At 47.2% G+C, this 15382-nt stretch carries 14 protein-coding genes; 12 read left to right on the top strand and 2 right to left on the bottom strand.

Annotated elements, in window-relative coordinates:
- Positions 1-9: 9 nt before the first annotated feature.
- Positions 10-1680, top strand: coding sequence for a ribulokinase (locus ACRRNK_RS13205; protein ID WP_433943203.1), 1671 nt, complete (start codon positions 10-12; stop codon positions 1678-1680).
- A gap of 33 nt (positions 1681-1713) precedes the next feature.
- The gene (locus ACRRNK_RS13200) at positions 1714-2844 is read left to right on the top strand and encodes a sn-glycerol-1-phosphate dehydrogenase (protein ID WP_433943202.1); all 1131 of its coding nucleotides are present in this window, start codon (positions 1714-1716) and stop codon (positions 2842-2844) included.
- 84 nt (positions 2845-2928) lie between these two features.
- Here the strand turns inward: ACRRNK_RS13200 and ACRRNK_RS13195 are convergent, their stop codons facing one another.
- On the bottom strand, positions 2929-3846 hold the full coding sequence (locus ACRRNK_RS13195) for an ArsR/SmtB family transcription factor (RefSeq protein ID WP_433943201.1): 918 nt from the start codon (positions 3844-3846) through the stop codon (positions 2929-2931).
- A gap of 355 nt (positions 3847-4201) precedes the next feature.
- Here ACRRNK_RS13195 and ACRRNK_RS13190 point away from each other — a divergent pair, with 355 nt between their 5' ends.
- The 8 genes from ACRRNK_RS13190 (at position 4202) to ACRRNK_RS13155 (ending at position 13305) form a co-directional block, all read left to right on the top strand.
- Positions 4202-5728, top strand: a complete 1527-nt coding sequence (locus ACRRNK_RS13190; RefSeq protein WP_433943200.1) for an alpha-N-arabinofuranosidase — start codon at positions 4202-4204, stop codon at positions 5726-5728.
- A gap of 137 nt (positions 5729-5865) precedes the next feature.
- Positions 5866-7215, top strand: a complete 1350-nt coding sequence (locus tag ACRRNK_RS13185) for an ABC transporter substrate-binding protein (protein WP_433943199.1) — start codon at positions 5866-5868, stop codon at positions 7213-7215.
- An 83-nt stretch (positions 7216-7298) separates the two neighbouring features.
- The gene (locus ACRRNK_RS13180) at positions 7299-8189 is read left to right on the top strand and encodes a carbohydrate ABC transporter permease (RefSeq protein ID WP_433943198.1); all 891 of its coding nucleotides are present in this window, start codon (positions 7299-7301) and stop codon (positions 8187-8189) included.
- A gap of 28 nt (positions 8190-8217) precedes the next feature.
- Positions 8218-9060, top strand: a complete 843-nt coding sequence (locus tag ACRRNK_RS13175) for a carbohydrate ABC transporter permease (RefSeq protein ID WP_433943197.1) — start codon at positions 8218-8220, stop codon at positions 9058-9060.
- Between the two features lie 32 nt (positions 9061-9092).
- On the top strand, positions 9093-10493 hold the full coding sequence (locus ACRRNK_RS13170; RefSeq protein ID WP_433946891.1) for an arabinan endo-1,5-alpha-L-arabinosidase: 1401 nt from the start codon (positions 9093-9095) through the stop codon (positions 10491-10493).
- Positions 10494-10518: 25 nt separating this feature from the next.
- A complete protein-coding gene (locus ACRRNK_RS13165; protein ID WP_433943196.1) occupies positions 10519-12000 on the top strand; it encodes an alpha-N-arabinofuranosidase in 1482 nt (493 codons plus the stop codon).
- 2 nt (positions 12001-12002) lie between these two features.
- A complete protein-coding gene (locus tag ACRRNK_RS13160) occupies positions 12003-12290 on the top strand; it encodes a DUF6171 family protein (RefSeq protein ID WP_433943195.1) in 288 nt (95 codons plus the stop codon).
- Positions 12291-12333: 43 nt separating this feature from the next.
- Complete coding sequence (locus tag ACRRNK_RS13155) at positions 12334-13305, top strand: glycoside hydrolase family 43 protein (protein WP_433943194.1); 972 nt, start codon at positions 12334-12336, stop codon at positions 13303-13305.
- Between the two features lie 306 nt (positions 13306-13611).
- Here ACRRNK_RS13155 and ACRRNK_RS13150 read toward each other — a convergent pair whose 3' ends face one another.
- Positions 13612-13833 (bottom strand): YkvA family protein, encoded by a 222-nt coding sequence (locus ACRRNK_RS13150; protein ID WP_433943193.1) that lies wholly within the window; start codon positions 13831-13833, stop codon positions 13612-13614.
- Positions 13834-14091: 258 nt separating this feature from the next.
- Here ACRRNK_RS13150 and ACRRNK_RS13145 point away from each other — a divergent pair, with 258 nt between their 5' ends.
- Together ACRRNK_RS13145 and ACRRNK_RS13140 are read left to right on the top strand one after the other, a co-directional pair.
- Entirely contained in the window at positions 14092-14349 is a 258-nt protein-coding gene (locus ACRRNK_RS13145; RefSeq protein WP_433943192.1) for a LuxR C-terminal-related transcriptional regulator, read from the top strand.
- Positions 14350-14470: 121 nt separating this feature from the next.
- Positions 14471-15181 carry a hypothetical protein gene (locus tag ACRRNK_RS13140; RefSeq protein ID WP_433943191.1) on the top strand — a complete coding sequence of 237 codons (711 nt, stop codon included), beginning with the start codon at positions 14471-14473 and terminating at the stop codon, positions 15179-15181.
- The last annotated feature ends 201 nt before the right edge of the window (positions 15182-15382 follow it).

Raw genomic sequence — 15382 nt, 5'->3', positions numbered from 1 at the left:
GAAGCCAATATGGGACAAAAATATACGATTGGTGTTGACTACGGTACCCAGTCGGGGCGTGCGGTACTTGTGGATTTATCGAGCGGTCAAGAAGTTGCCGATCATGTAACACCGTATCCTCATCATGTTATAGATGAATATCTACCGGGTTCAGGGATCAAGCTTGCCCATGACTGGGCTCTGCAGCACCCGGATGACTATCTGGAGGTGCTTAGAAGATCCATTCCCGCAGTCCTCAAGGAATCGGGAGTTAACCCTGAAGACGTAATAGGCGTTGGAATTGACTTCACGGCCTGTACTATGCTGCCCGTTGATGAAGCTGGAGAGCCGCTCTGCTTCCGTGAGGAATACGTAAATGATCCTCACAGCTGGGTGAAGCTATGGAAGCACCATGCCGCCCAGCCGGAAGCCGACAAGATTAACCAAATTGCTGCTGAGCGCGAGGAAACCTTCCTGCCCCGCTACGGCGGGAAGATCTCTTCGGAATGGATGATCGCAAAGATCTGGCAGATACTTGACGAAGCTCCAGAGATTTATGATCGTGCAGATCTATTTCTGGAAGCAACAGACTGGGTTATCTCCCAAATGACCGGGAAGATTGTACGGAACAGCTGTACAGCCGGATACAAAGCGATCTGGCATAAGCAGGAGGGATTCCCTAGCCGAGAATACTTTAAGGCACTTGACCCGAGACTCGAGAACCTTACGGATACGAAGCTCCGCGGTGAGGTCATTGCCCTGGGATCACCAGCAGGCGGGTTAACCCAAGCGATGGCAGAACTCACCGGTCTTAAGCCGGGTATCGCGGTGGCGGTAGGTAATGTGGATGCTCATGCTGCGGTTCCTGCCGTTGGCGTGGTTACTCCTGGGAAATTAGTGATGGCCATGGGAACCTCCATCTGTCATATGCTGCTTGGTACTGAAGAGAAGCAAGTAGAGGGCATGTGCGGCGTTGTTGAAGATGGCATTATTCCGGGACTGTATGGTTATGAAGCTGGTCAATCGGCCGTTGGGGATATATTTGAGTGGTTCGTAGAAGAGTCGCTCCCTGCATATGTGAGAGAGCAAGCCGTCCAGGAAGGGCTGGGGGTTCACCAATGGCTGGAGAGAGAAGCAGCCAAGTATCAGCCTGGAGAGACGGGATTGCTTGCACTCGACTGGTGGAACGGCAATCGTTCCGTTCTGGTAGATACCGATCTAACCGGCATGATTCTTGGACTCACGCTATTAACCAAGCCGCAGGAAGTCTACCGAACACTTCTGGAGGCTACTGCATTTGGAACCCGGAAGATCGTTGATGCTTTTCACTCGAATGGGGTTCCTGTAGATGCACTCTATGCTTGTGGCGGGCTGCCTCAGAAGAACCGTCTGCTTATGCAAATTTACGCTGATGTGACTAACCGCGAAATTTATATTGCAGACTCCAAGCAGACACCGGCTCTTGGAGCGGCCATGTTCGCCGCGGTTGCTGCCGGATCGGAAGCAGGGGGTTACGACTCGATCATTGATGCGGCTGCAAGCATGGCCAGAGTTAAGGAAGAGACCTTCAAGCCGATTCCCGCTAATGTGGAGATTTATGAACTATTGTATCAGGTGTACAGCAAGCTTCATGATTATTTTGGACGCGGTGAGAATGACGTGATGAAGCGTCTGAAGGCGATTAAGAAATCTGCCGAATAAAAGATACACCAGGTTAGGAGGCTGTCTGCTGATATGAGTACCTTGAACGATATTAAAGCGATCCAGCAAGTGTCGCTCAGCCCAGGCGCCCTTCATGAGGTTGCGTCATTCCTGCAGAAGCGGAAGTATTCGGAAGTGCAGCTGATTGCTGACGAGAATACGTATAAGGCTGCAGGGGAGCAGCTCATGAATCTGCTTGAACATGAAGGGATCCCGGTTAGCCAGCTGCGAATTAGTCCGAATCCCCAGGGAGATTGTGTTGCTGATGAGCAATCGATTGTTGAAGTGCTTCTAAGCACGAACCCCGATCAGACGGACTGTCTGATTGCGGTGGGATCGGGGACGATTCATGATATCGTCGTCCGTTTTGTGAGTCATAAGACGAAGGTACCCTTTATCTCTGTTCCCACCGCGCCTTCAGTAGATGGCTTCACTTCTGCCGGGGCACCGCTAATTATCCGTGGTGTGAAGACGACGGTGGCGGCCGTTCCTCCCATTGCCATATTTGCCGACCTGGATATTCTCGTTAAAGCTCCACAGCCGTTAGTTGCAGCCGGGTTCGGGGATATGCTCGGCAAGTACACATCATTGTTCGACTGGAAGTTCTCACACCTTACTGCGGGCGAACCATATGATGAACAGGCTGCTGTAATAACCCAGCGGGCGCTTCAGTCCTGTGTAGATCAGGTGGAGGCAATCGGGAATCGAACAGAAGAGGGCATCCGGACACTGATGACCGCACTTATCGAATCAGGCATGGCCATGCTACTATTCGGACAATCGCACCCAGCTTCCGGCGCTGAACACCATCTCTCCCATTATTGGGAGATGGAATACCTGCGCCTCGGCAGGAGAGCGCTGCTCCATGGGGCGAAGGTAGGTGTTGCCTGCGCGGAGATCTCACATCTATATCACAAGGCCGTGGATGAGGGGATCTTTCCCGGGGCAGAGCCAGAAGCACTAAGGGAACATGGTTCAGAGGTTCGGAAATGGATAGCTGAGATTCCTCCAGAATCCACAATCCGTGATCTGCTGCGGATTGCGGGCGGTCCTAATGACAGGACCGAGCTGGGGATCGATGATGAACTGCTTAAACGGAGCCTGAGCCAGGCTCATCGTCTGCGCAATCGTCATACACTTCTTCGTGCATTGAACGAAGCTTAACAAACAGAAGGATCACGTCCATTAGCTAGACGTGATCCTTTTTTTACCTGAGTATGTTCTAAATATATTATCTTATTTCGCTTGTTATGGCTCTTCCACGTTATACAGCACACGCGCTGAAAGATCTTGGCCGTAATTGCCAAAATGCTTGCCATAGATGGTCAAGCCCCGCTTGTTAACCGGCTTATCTGTAACCGCAATGCGGAAGGTGAGCTCGCTCTTATAGTTCAGCTGGATTTGGTCCAGAGTTACATCCGAAATCCGGCAGCCATCGATAAAGCTGCCCTCATTGTTAATCCGGATTAATTTGAGCATGCCGTATTGGTTGAGGTGGGGCGGCCACCACTCCGGATTGAATGTACCGCGGGTATCTCCAAAGTCGCCTGGACTAGTCCAGAACCCGAGTTCAACACCATTTAAGTAGAAATAAATATCAGACGGATAGTTGTCACAGTATCCCGGTGCTTCTGATCCAAGCTCCATACAGAACTGAATCTCCCGGAAGGTCTGATTCGGCTTTAGATAGTTCGGAATCCGATATTCCAGGTAGCCTTCAGACAGCCAGATAATCTCGGAATCAATGCGCTGCGGATCAGCAAAGTATCTGGGATCATCAAAATCTCCGATAATGCTGTCCTTGGTTGCAAGTCCGCAAGTGGGAGAGACCTGATAATCGCTATAATGGCCTACCTGAATGTCCACCTCGTATAAATTCTCCATATCCTTGCTCCGCAAATCAACAATCAATTTATCTTTATTCAAATAACAAATCTTTTGGATGCCGTGCTTCCCAACCGATGTATTGATTTCGATAAGTCCGCTCTCTTCAAGCTTCTTAATGTGCATGGTAATCGCCCCGTTGCTCAAATTCAGCTTCGTGGCAAGCTCGTTCAAGTTCAACGCCTGGTTGTTAGCCAGCAGTTCAAGAATCTGAATTCTTATCTCAGAGCTTAATGCTTTGAAGATCTCAATCCCGCTCATCAAATCCTTAATGTATATCATAGGTCATGAACCTTCTTCCAAGTGAATTATTTGATAAAAATTTATTTTAGATAATTATAAACTAATCAAGAGTTTAAAGAAAGATGTGAATTAAATATTGTAATATTTCTAAAGTATACTATTGTTTTTTGTAATAAATAACAGAGGGAGTTTAGATGTATTTGAATAAAAACGTTGATAGAGTAAGGAAATATCCGAAATTCAGCCGTTTTTCTGATTTGATTTACATAAATATAAAAAGGTTTAGATAAATGTATTTACAACGTAAATAATATGTGTTAATTTAAGTATGTAAACGGATTCATTTAATATATTATAAACTATTTCAATCATTTTTAAAACGGATGGTGAACACATGTCATTAACTGCATTGAAAGCAAGGATGGTCGTGGATCAAGCATTCCGAATAGCTGAAGTTGACAACCGGATCTACGGCTCCTTCATAGAGCATTTAGGGCGGGCCGTATACGGTGGGATCTATGAGCCTGGGCATCCGGCAGCAGATCCGGATGGCTTCCGGGAGGATGTTAAGCAGCTCGTACAAGAATTGAATGTACCTATTATAAGGTATCCAGGAGGTAACTTTGTATCAGGGTATAACTGGGAGGACGGAGTAGGTCCGATAGAGAAGCGTCCCAAGTGTTTGGAGCTGGCATGGAGAACGGTTGAGCCTAACCAAGTCGGAACGAACGAGTTCATGAAATGGGCCAAGGAAGTTGGCTCAGAGGTCATGATGGCAGTGAACCTTGGAACCCGCGGTGTAGACGCAGCGAGAAATTTGCTGGAGTACTGCAACCATCCTGGAGGCAGTTATTGGAGTGATCTGCGTCGTCAGCATGGCTTTGAACAGCCGCACAAGATAAAGACCTGGTGCCTCGGGAACGAGATGGATGGTCCATGGCAGATTGGGCAGAAGACTCCACAGGAGTATGGCAGACTTGCTTACGAGACCGCCAAAGCCATGCGTCTGGTTGATCCTTCGATAGAGCTGGTGTCCTGCGGAAGCTCAAGTACCGGAATGCCTTCCTTCCCGGAGTGGGAAGCGGTAACGCTGGACCATACCTATGATGTAGCGGATTATGTCTCTCTTCACCAATACTACGGGAACCGGGATAACGATTCGGCTAATTTCCTGGCCCGGTCGATGGATATGGAACATTTCATTCATACCGTCGCATCGACTTGCGATTACATCAAGGCGAAGAAGCGCAGCAAGAAGACGATGATGCTCAGCTTTGATGAGTGGAATGTATGGTATCACTCCAATGACTCTGATGCGAAGCTTGAACCTTGGAGTATCGGGCCTCCGCAGCTTGAGGATGTCTATAATTTCGAGGATGCACTACTTGTTGGAAGCATGTTGATTACATTTCTAAGACATGCGGACAGGGTGAAGATGGCTTGTCTTGCCCAGCTTGTCAACGTCATCGCTCCAATCATGACTGAGAATGGCGGAAGAGCCTGGAAGCAGACGATATTCTATCCTTATCTGCACGCGTCACAATATGGGCGGGGCGTCTCACTCATGCCTATTGTGGATTCTCCGAAGTACGACGCGCAGGATTATACGGATGTCCCTTATCTGGACAGCGCAGTAGTCTTCAACGAAGCAGCTGAGGAATTGACGATCTTCGCAGTTAACCGCCATCTGGAAGAAGCGCTTGATTTGGAATGTGATGTACGCGGGTTCGAGGGTTATCGTCTAGCCGAGCATATTGTGCTTGAACATGACGACTTGAAAGCCGTGAACACGGCGAACGAAGAGAAGGTAAGACCTCATTCCAGAGGGACTGCCGAGTACCGTGACGGTTATGTACGAGGGCGGCTTGCTAAAGCCTCGTGGAATGTAATCCGCTTGAGCAAGGTGAACTCATCAGATTGATTGAATGCGCTAACAATTCCGGTTTCAATAGGTTGAATTGAATTGTATCCAGCCAGCCCATTTGTGAGAGACCTGCATTCCTGGCTAGACCAACTCCAGTTCTTTCTATTTCTTATTAGATTATAGGAGGGGTTATTGTGGCAAAGAAAAAAGGTTGGTTAACATTGTTATCATTGATTCTCGTATGCTCGGCTGTATTGACAGGGTGTGGCAAAAGCGGGTCAAGCAGTGCTGAAGGAGGAACTAAGGAGCTTACCTTCATGTTCCGCGGGGGTCCGGATGAGCAGACAGCGTACAAGAATGTTGTCAAGCAATTTGAGAAGGATCATCCGAATATTAAAGTGAAGACAGTTATCACTACAGGTGATCAATACGCAACCAAGCTGAAGGCAGCCATTACCGGGAATAAGCTTCCGGACGTGTTCTATTTCGGCTCCGGTGATCTCAAAGCGTACGTGAACGGCGGCGTACTTATGAATCTTTCTCCATATATCGAGAAGAACAAGAATATTGATCTGAATAACATCTGGAAATATGGCGTGGATCTCTATCGTTATGACGGCAATATGGCGGGCCAAGGTGATATCTACGGTATGCCGAAGGACGTGGGCCCATTTGCGCTTGGGTATAACAAGACCATGTTCGAGAAGGCCGGCATTCCACTGCCGGATAAGGATAAGCCAATGACATGGGCTGAATTCCTGGATGTGCAGAAGAAGCTGACCAAAGACACCGATGGGGACGGGAAGCTCGATCAGTTCGGATCAGGCTTCAATATTACTTGGGCACTTCAGGCCTTTGTATGGAGTAACGGTGCGGATTTCATCGACTCCTCGAAGACTAAGGTCACTGTGGATGATCCTAAGTTCGCCGAAGCACTTCAATACCTGGCCGATCTGCAGAACGTGGCTAAAGTCACACCTTCCATTGCAGATTCCCAGACACTCGATACGTATCAGCGCTGGATGAAAGGACAGCTTGCCTTCTTCCCGGTCGGTCCATGGGATATGTCAACCTATGAGAAGCTGCCGTTCGATTATGATCTTATTCCTTACCCAGCCGGGTCTACTGGCAAATCGGCAACATGGACGGGTTCCCTTGGTATCGGGGTATCCAAGAAAACTAAATATCCGGACGAAGCCGTGGAGCTTGTGAACTACCTGACTTCCTCCAAGGAAGGTATGGACGCTCTAGTTAAAGCTAAAGTACAAATTCCTAACATGGTTGATATGGCAAAAACTTGGGCAGAGGATACATCTACGAAGCCAGCTAACAAAGAAGAGTTCATTCAAATCGTACAGGATTACGGAAGACCTCTTCCAGCTAACTTCACTTACAATTCAGAATGGTACGACTTGTTCTTCACAGATATCCAACCGGTTCTTGACGGTAAAATGTCTGCGGCGGATTACGTGAAGCAGGAGCAGCCTAAAATGCAGAAGCTGCTCGACAAAGCCATCGAGCAGGAGAACAAATCCAAGAAGTAATCATTAACCGGAATATATGATGTTAGCTGCCTGATGGCTAACATCATTTTCCTTTCCGGTATCTGAAGCTGAGGTGAAACCCCATGGAAACCAAATCAAATCTCTATCGAAAAGAGAGAATTTACGGGTATCTGTTCATACTTCCTCCCGTTTTGGGACTGCTGATTTTCACACTGTACCCGGTCATCTATTCCTTCTACGGGTCTCTGACGGACTGGGACGGACTTGGACAAATGAGCTTTGTCGGCCTAAGCAACTTTAAGGATCTATTCTCGGATGACTTGTTCTATAAGGCTGCATTTAACACCATTTACATGATGATAGGAATTCCGATTGGATTATTCCTAGCCCTATTGCTGGCTCTCGGACTTAATCGAAGAATCCCCGGAACAACTGCGTTTCGCGTCATCTACTACGTCCCGGTCATTTCATCTCTGGCTGCCATTTCTATTCTCTGGAACTGGGCTTACAACGGAGATTACGGACTTGTGAATCAGTTCCTGGACCTGTTAGGGATCAAGGGACCGAACTGGCTCGCCAACAAGTATACTGTGAAGCCCGCGATCATCATTATGACCGTATGGAAAGGTCTTGGTTATACCATGCTTCTCTATCTGGCCGCGCTCCAGAGCATTCCAAGAACCTATTATGAAGCGGCAGAGCTCGATGGGGCTACGGGCTTCAAATCATTCAGGCATATTACCTGGCCGATGGTGAAGCCGGTGACGTTCTTCATCGTCGTGACCAGCATTATTGGCGGATCACAAATTTTCACTGAAATTAACATCATGACGCCTACTGGAGGCACAGAGTATTCCTCCGCATCTGTGGTGTTCTACATCTGGCAGAAAGCCTTCGGCAATCTGCAAATGGGCTACGCTTCAGCCATGGCCGTTGTACTCGGGCTATTCATATTTGTGATTACTCTAATCCAATTCAAAATGAACGAGAAATCATCCTACGAGGCCGATTGATCACAAGGAGAAAGGAGCGAATATGAACATGTCCCATTCACAAAGAAGAAGAACGGCCAACATCTTAATTTTTATCTTACTAGCCATAGGCGCGATCTTCATGATTGCCCCGCTGTTATGGATGCTTACCACATCCGTTAAGGATCAGCAGGATGTATTTGCACTTCCGCCGAAATGGATCCCGGACGTATTTCACTGGGATAAATACTCGGAGATATGGGAGAAAGGCCCGTTGCTTACGGGGATTACGAACAGCTTGATCGTTGCCTTGAGTGTAACAATCGTGGGTACTTTCACTTCGAGTCTTGCCGCTTTCTCATTTGCAAAGCTTAAATTTCCGCACAAGAACAAGATCTTCCTGCTGCTGCTTTCAGCGATTATGATTCCTTATCCGGCAGTGATGATCCCGCAGTTCATTATGTTCTCGGAGCTTGGGTGGGTTGATACGCTGCTGCCTTTGATTATTCCGGGTTTGTTCGGAAATATCGTGATGATCTTCTTCATCCGGCAATATTTGGTGAGTGTGCCTAATGAGATTATTGAGGCGGCCAAAATTGATGGCAGCTCCTACTTCAGACTATATTCGACCATCACGTTCCCGCTCATCAAGCCTGCGGTTGCCGCTCAGCTCATCCTGTGGTTCATGGGGATCTGGAACGACTATTTGGCGCCGATTATCTATCTGAACTCCCCGGAGACTCAGACGCTGCAGCTGGTTATTGCCAACTATAATGCGACTTATGCCATTCAGACGGACTACCCGTTAATCATGGCAGCTTCTATCATTGCGCTGCTGCCGGTCCTGATTACGTTCTTGGTGTTCCAAAAACAAATTATTGAGTCGGTGGCCATCTCAGGTGTTAAGGGATGATCCCACAGGCCAAATGGAGGGCGATTATGGTTATTCCTATGCTTCTGTTGATGGGGGCTGGCGGATGTACGGCGGACAATACGGCGAAGCCCGTATTCCCTTCCTCTCCCGGCGATATCACCATGTATGATTCTTCTGCGATTGACAATGAGGCCAACTGGACCGTGAACAATGCTCATGATCCAGGCATTATCAAGACAGATCAAGGATATTATGTCTTCTCGACGGATGTGAAGGTGGGCGGGGAACCAAAGCCCGGCGTCATGGTCCGGAAATCGGAGGATCTCATTCATTGGAAATGGGTGCAGTACGCCCTGCCGGGTGTACCTGCTGAAGCCAAAGCCTGGTCTGGTGCTGTTGGATTATGGGCGCCGGATGTAGTGAAATACAAGGATTCCTATCGTCTCTATTATTCAGCTTCTACCTTTGGAAGCAGACAATCCATGATCGGATTAGCCACATCCCATTCTATCGAGGGGCCATGGACCGATAAGGGCGCAGTCATTAAGACGAGAAATAATGACGCGCTTAATGCGATTGATCCCAATGTCATAACGGATGCTGACGGCAAGATGTGGATGGTATATGGTTCTTTCTTTGGAGGAATTCATATCATTCAGCTGAGCCCCGAGACTGGCAAACCTGCTGAATCCGGGTTCGGCACCTTGATTGCCGCGCGGGACCGGGTCACCGAGGACGGAGCGGTAGAAGGTCCATACATCATATATAACGAGAAGTTCAAGAAGTATTATTTGTTCGTCTCTTATGACTCCTTATTTGAAGACTATAACGTACGGGTAGCCCGTTCCGACTCCATTACGGGTCCATATGTGGATTATAACGGCCGTGAAATGACGGATACAACTTACGAGCCCCAGTATGAGGTAGGTAATAAAATTCTGGGCGGTTACCGGCCTGGGGATGATCCGGGATGGATTGCTCCCGGACATAATTCCGTTCTGAAGGATGGGGAGAATTACTTCATTGTCAATCATGCAAGGGGTGAACAGGATAAGAATTGGTCCTACCTGCATGTCCGCAAAATCTTGTGGACTGAGGACGGCTGGCCTGTTGTATCACCGGAGCGATATGCGGGGGAGACCCAGCAGAATATTCCCAAATCTCTGATTACAGGCGGATGGGATTACCTGATTATAGACCCGTCTGTTGATGGTCAAGTGGAGTCAAGCCGAATTGAGCTAAAGAACGATGGGTCCGTTAACGGCCCTTCGGGTCAAGGAACATGGTCCTTTGACGGTAAATTTAAGCTGACCCTGACATGGGATAATCCCGAGGCAGGCAAGGGGAAGACGGATCATGTTCAGCTTCTGCCATCCTGGGACTGGGAGCAGAATCGCCAGACGCTTGTTTTTACCGGAATGGATGAGAAGGGGATCTCCGTATGGGGCAAGCAAGCAGCGCCTAAACAATAAATATAGGGTGGGGAGGACAACTGAAATGATAACTTTGAAGCTAAATGCAGGAGAGAAGAAAGGTCAAATTAGTCGTCACTTGTACGGACATTTCGCGGAGCACCTGGGCAGATGTGTATATGAGGGGCTTTGGGTGGGTGTAGATTCGCCAGTTCCCAATACGGAAGGGATTCGTAACGATGTGCTCGGCGCTCTGAAGCGCCTGAATATCCCGGTTCTGCGCTGGCCGGGCGGGTGTTTTGCCGATGAGTATCATTGGTTGGATGGAATTGGTCCGGCGTCCGAGCGGGCGCGAATGATCAATAACAACTGGGGCGGGGTTGAAGAGAACAACCACTTCGGAACACATGAATTCCTGCGTCTGTGCGAGCTACTGAATACGGAACCTTATATCAGCGGCAATGTTGGCAGTGGTACTGTTCGCGAAATGCAGCAGTGGGTGGAATATATGACGTTTGACGGGGAGTCTCCGATGGCGAACCTGCGTCGTGATAACGGCCGTGACGAGCCTTGGTCTCTGCAATTTTTTGGCGTGGGGAACGAGAACTGGGGCTGCGGCGGCAATATGCGCCCGGAATATTATGCGGACTTGTACCGGCATTGTTCCACTTATGTTCGGAATTACGGCGGAAATAAGGTATACAAAATTGCATGCGGTGCGAATACAGATCACTTCCACTGGACTGAGGTGCTGATGCGCGAAGCGGCGGGGCTGATGGACGGACTTAGTCTTCACTATTACACCATTCCATCCGGCAACTGGTTCGGAACCAAAGGCTCTGCTACAGAATTTGGCACAGATGAGTGGTTCGCCACATTGAAGAATACCCTTTACATGGAAGAGCTGATTGTGAAGCATTCCGAAATTATGGATAAGTATGATCCGGAGAAAAGAGTCGGTCTGATCATCGACGAATGGGGAACCTGGTGCGATGTGGAGCCGGGAACAAATCCAGGCTTCCTATATCAGCAGAACACGCTACGGGATGCGCTGGTTGCGGGGATTAACCTGAATATTTTCCACAAGTATTGTGACCGGGTGAAGATGGCCAACATTGCCCAGCTGGTGAATGTGCTGCAGGCTTTGATTCTTACCGAGGGTGACAAAATGCTGCTGACGCCGACCTACCATGTGTTCGATATGTATCAGGTACATATGGATAATCAGCTGCTCAATCTTCAGTTCGACAGCCCGGAATACACCTACGGGGATGTATCGATTCCGCAGATCAGTGTCTCGGCATCTCAGGATTCAGAGGGAGCGATCCATTTGACGGCTTGTAATCTGCACCACGCAGAAGCTGCCACGTTCAGCTGTCATATTGAGGGCGCGGATTACAGACAAGTGACTGGCCGAATTCTAACGCACACTTCCCTGAACGCGCACAACACGTTCGAGCAGCCGGATCATGTTGCCCCTGTGGCTTTTGAAGATGCGATTCTTAAGGATGGAGTTCTTGAATTTGAACTGCCGCCGGCTTCTGTTCTCGTACTGTCCCTCACCTAAAGATGAGCGGGAATATGCGGGGTGTCCAAGGCTGCAAAGGCTGCTCAGAGAGTGTCCAAATTTCACCGGAGAAGCTTGCGCGGCTGATTGAAATGGCGACACAGAACCGGCCTGCGGTAGACGATGAGGAGTACGAGCGGCGTCTTGACCGCTGCCTGAGCTGTCAGTCGCTTCAATATGGAACTACATGCAGGCACTGCGGTTGTCTGGTGGCGGTTAGAGCGAGGCTGGTGGACTCCGTATGTCCTTATCCGGGAGACTCCAGATGGGTAGGAGCTAATAAATCATAGATATATTGAGTGGTAATCGCTTAATTTAAAGGAGACGAGAGCAATGGACGCAACCAGAGAATATAACAATCCATTAGTGGAACAGCGTGCCGACCCGTGGGTATATAAGCATAGCGACGGTTACTATTACTTCACCGCATCGGTTCCGGAATACGACCGGATAGAAATTCGCCGTTCTAAGACTTTGGAGGGCTTACGCGATGCCGAGGCTGTAGTGGCATGGCGCAAATACGAGACCGGGATGCTCAGTGCGAACATCTGGGCGCCGGAGATTCATTTTATTCAGGGTAAATGGTACATTTATTTCGCCGCAGCCAGAACAACTGAGACGAAGGAAGGTCTGTTCGATCACCGGATGTATGCTTTGGAGAATGAATCTGCCAATCCGCTGGAAGGGAAGTGGGTAGAGAAGGGGCAGGTGCGAACCGTGTGGGAGACCTTCTCGCTGGATGCGACGACCTTTGAACATCAAGGCAACTTGTATTATGTATGGGCGCAGAAGGATCCTTTGATCGAGGGGAACTCTAACCTGTATATCTCGACTATGAGCAATCCCTGGACTCTGAGCGGGCAGCAAGTCATGATCTCCACTCCGGAGTATCCGTGGGAAGTTATCGGGTTCAAGGTAAATGAGGGAGCAGCCGTACTCAAACGCAATGGCCGGATATTCATCAGTTACTCGGCAAGTGCTACAGATCATAACTACTGTATGGGTCTGCTTAGCGCCGATGAGTCATCGGATCTGCTTGATCCAGACTCCTGGACCAAGTCGCCTGAACCTGTGTTCCAGACGAACGAAGAGACAGGCGAGTATGGTCCGGGTCATAACAGCTTCACCGTGTCCGAGGATGGACAGGATGTGATTATCTATCATGCCCGCAATTATAAGGAGATTACCGGAGATCCGCTGTATGATCCGAACCGTCATACCCGGGCACAGGTATTTGGCTGGAACGAGGATGGAACCCCGAATTTCGGGGTTCCGGTGAGAGATGCAATCAAGCAAGGTAAATAGAGGGTGCTGGAGCCTGGCTGAGAAACAGCCAGGCAATTGTATTACGATAGCGGTATGAACGTGAACGAGGAGTCACCTCGCTATTGAAGAAGCCTTGCTCAACTAGTTGTGAGCAAGGCTTCTTTTATCCATGTTAAGAATTAAATTACCCGAAATAACGTAAAGCAAGTGTTGTTATCCATACAAACGCCGCGATCCACACCAAAATGATCAAACTGCCCGATATCCAATTTGCGGGTTTCTTCTCTTTCATCTGCTGCTACGCTCGGATCGTGCAGTCTTCAACTACTGGCTTGGGGATCATTCTTAGAATAATTGCAACCCCAGCGGAACCAAGATTACATCATCCAAATTACCAAGCACAGGGATGAAATCCGGAATCAGATCAACCGGACTAAACGCATAGGCGACCACACAAATCGCAAGTATTTTTGCAGTCCAAGGTGTCCGTTCATCTTTATATGCGAAATACAGTATAACTACTTTTCTTTTCAATTGTTTGGCCCATCTTGTTAGCTTCTGTATCATAATTATCCAATCTCTTATTGCAGAATTCGTAGTAGTTAAAGGATAACACGTTACATTGAACCATTGAGGGATGAATATTTCTTTTTTATTCGAATACCAGAAAGGTAAGGTCCACCGGATGGTCGGTGTAGGAGACGAAAATTGAATTCGGCAGAGTTGGTACAGGTATATATGAATCCTTATCATCAAGTAGATTATTGATCTTTAACAATTTATAATGGTAATTAATTATATATTAAACAAATTATAGGAGGTTAAATGGACAAAGAAGAGCTTTATTGTATTCTGTCAGACTTTTCTGCCAATAATCCTGACTTAATTCTAAGTCTATCGAAAAGAGAACGAGAAATATTAATGTACTGGATTTCTGATTTTGACTATAAAGCTATAAGTGAAAAACTATATATTAGCGAAAATACCGTGAGGACACATATTAGAAATATAAATGGTAAGCTAAATATTAATTCCAAAACAATTTTAGCAGTTACTGTGTTGCTGCAATTATTTGGAATATAATACCTAATATGTATTATATTGTTTATAACTAGGTTATGTTAATCTAATTTTACTTCAATCCCTTGTCATTAAATATTGTCATTAAATATGGGAATGAAAAGTTAAAATTAGGAGGTAAAATATGAAAAAATTTTTTACAGCTTCTGTTGCATTATTAGCTATCTTAGCATTACCAACAGCCTCTTTGGCAGCAACATCGAGTACGTTAACTTCACCAGTAGTGATCTCTTCTAAATTGCCTGCATTACCTAAGTATTCGCAAAGTAGTGAATTAGGGCAAAAAGCAGAAAGTGCTATCTCTAAAGTTGCGCCCTATGTTCAAACTAATGCAGATGGTACAGTAAATGCAACAAAAAGTCTCACAAATCTTGGATTATCCTTAGAGGAAATCAACGTAATTAAAAATAAAATTAATCAATATAATAATTTAGTAAAGAATAAGATGGTCGATACTGTTACTCATCTGAGAAAAGATACAAGACTTTTTTCAGCGAACTCAACACATGACCTTTCTGAAGCATGGTTTACATCACATACTCCATCGATGATTGAACATGATTATTGGTGGGGCTACGAGGATACTTACAACGAAATTGGAACACAACACTTAGAAGGTGCATTAAATATGATAGCGGGGGGTGCTGGTGTTACGGCTGTGGCAACAGCCTGGGTTCCGTTTCTGGGGCAGGCCGATGCTGCAATTCTAGGAGCCTTTTCTGGAATAACATGGGCTACAGCTGGTTTTTTACAGTATGTAGATGATGGCTATGGTGTAACTGTGGTCTATGCACTAGATGTACCTGACTATTGTTATCATAATTCAGTAGAGTAAGGGTTGATGTCTTGTTAGAAACATTCATTTCTAATATTTTAGCTGTCGTAGCGCTAATTATGACAATCTTAGTTTATTTCACTAAAAGGAAGACTAGAACTTTCTTGTTTCTTATAATTATTTTTACATTTGGTACAATAATTACCTGGGTTGAGCTATTTAATCTTGCTTATAAGAATGGCTTATTTCAATTTTAAGCCG

The organism is Paenibacillus sp. SN-8-1, from assembly GCF_050995535.1.
In the GTDB taxonomy this organism is placed as follows: Bacteria; Bacillota; Bacilli; order Paenibacillales; family Paenibacillaceae; genus Fontibacillus.
This window is presented reverse-complemented; position numbering and strand designations above follow the sequence as displayed.

Coding starts and splice junctions, on each gene's coding strand:
- ACRRNK_RS13160 (WP_433943195.1), top strand. CDS start 12,003: ATGAGCGGGAATATGCGGGGTGTCCAAGGCTGCAAAGGCTGCTCAGAG.
- ACRRNK_RS13205 (WP_433943203.1), top strand. CDS start 10: ATGGGACAAAAATATACGATTGGTGTTGACTACGGTACCCAGTCGGGG.
- ACRRNK_RS13165 (WP_433943196.1), top strand. CDS start 10,519: ATGATAACTTTGAAGCTAAATGCAGGAGAGAAGAAAGGTCAAATTAGT.
- ACRRNK_RS13190 (WP_433943200.1), top strand. CDS start 4,202: ATGTCATTAACTGCATTGAAAGCAAGGATGGTCGTGGATCAAGCATTC.
- ACRRNK_RS13200 (WP_433943202.1), top strand. CDS start 1,714: ATGAGTACCTTGAACGATATTAAAGCGATCCAGCAAGTGTCGCTCAGC.
- ACRRNK_RS13175 (WP_433943197.1), top strand. CDS start 8,218: ATGTCCCATTCACAAAGAAGAAGAACGGCCAACATCTTAATTTTTATC.
- ACRRNK_RS13145 (WP_433943192.1), top strand. CDS start 14,092: ATGGACAAAGAAGAGCTTTATTGTATTCTGTCAGACTTTTCTGCCAAT.
- ACRRNK_RS13180 (WP_433943198.1), top strand. CDS start 7,299: ATGGAAACCAAATCAAATCTCTATCGAAAAGAGAGAATTTACGGGTAT.
- ACRRNK_RS13155 (WP_433943194.1), top strand. CDS start 12,334: ATGGACGCAACCAGAGAATATAACAATCCATTAGTGGAACAGCGTGCC.
- ACRRNK_RS13140 (WP_433943191.1), top strand. CDS start 14,471: ATGAAAAAATTTTTTACAGCTTCTGTTGCATTATTAGCTATCTTAGCA.
- ACRRNK_RS13195 (WP_433943201.1), bottom strand. CDS start 3,846: ATGATATACATTAAGGATTTGATGAGCGGGATTGAGATCTTCAAAGCA.
- ACRRNK_RS13150 (WP_433943193.1), bottom strand. CDS start 13,833: ATGATACAGAAGCTAACAAGATGGGCCAAACAATTGAAAAGAAAAGTA.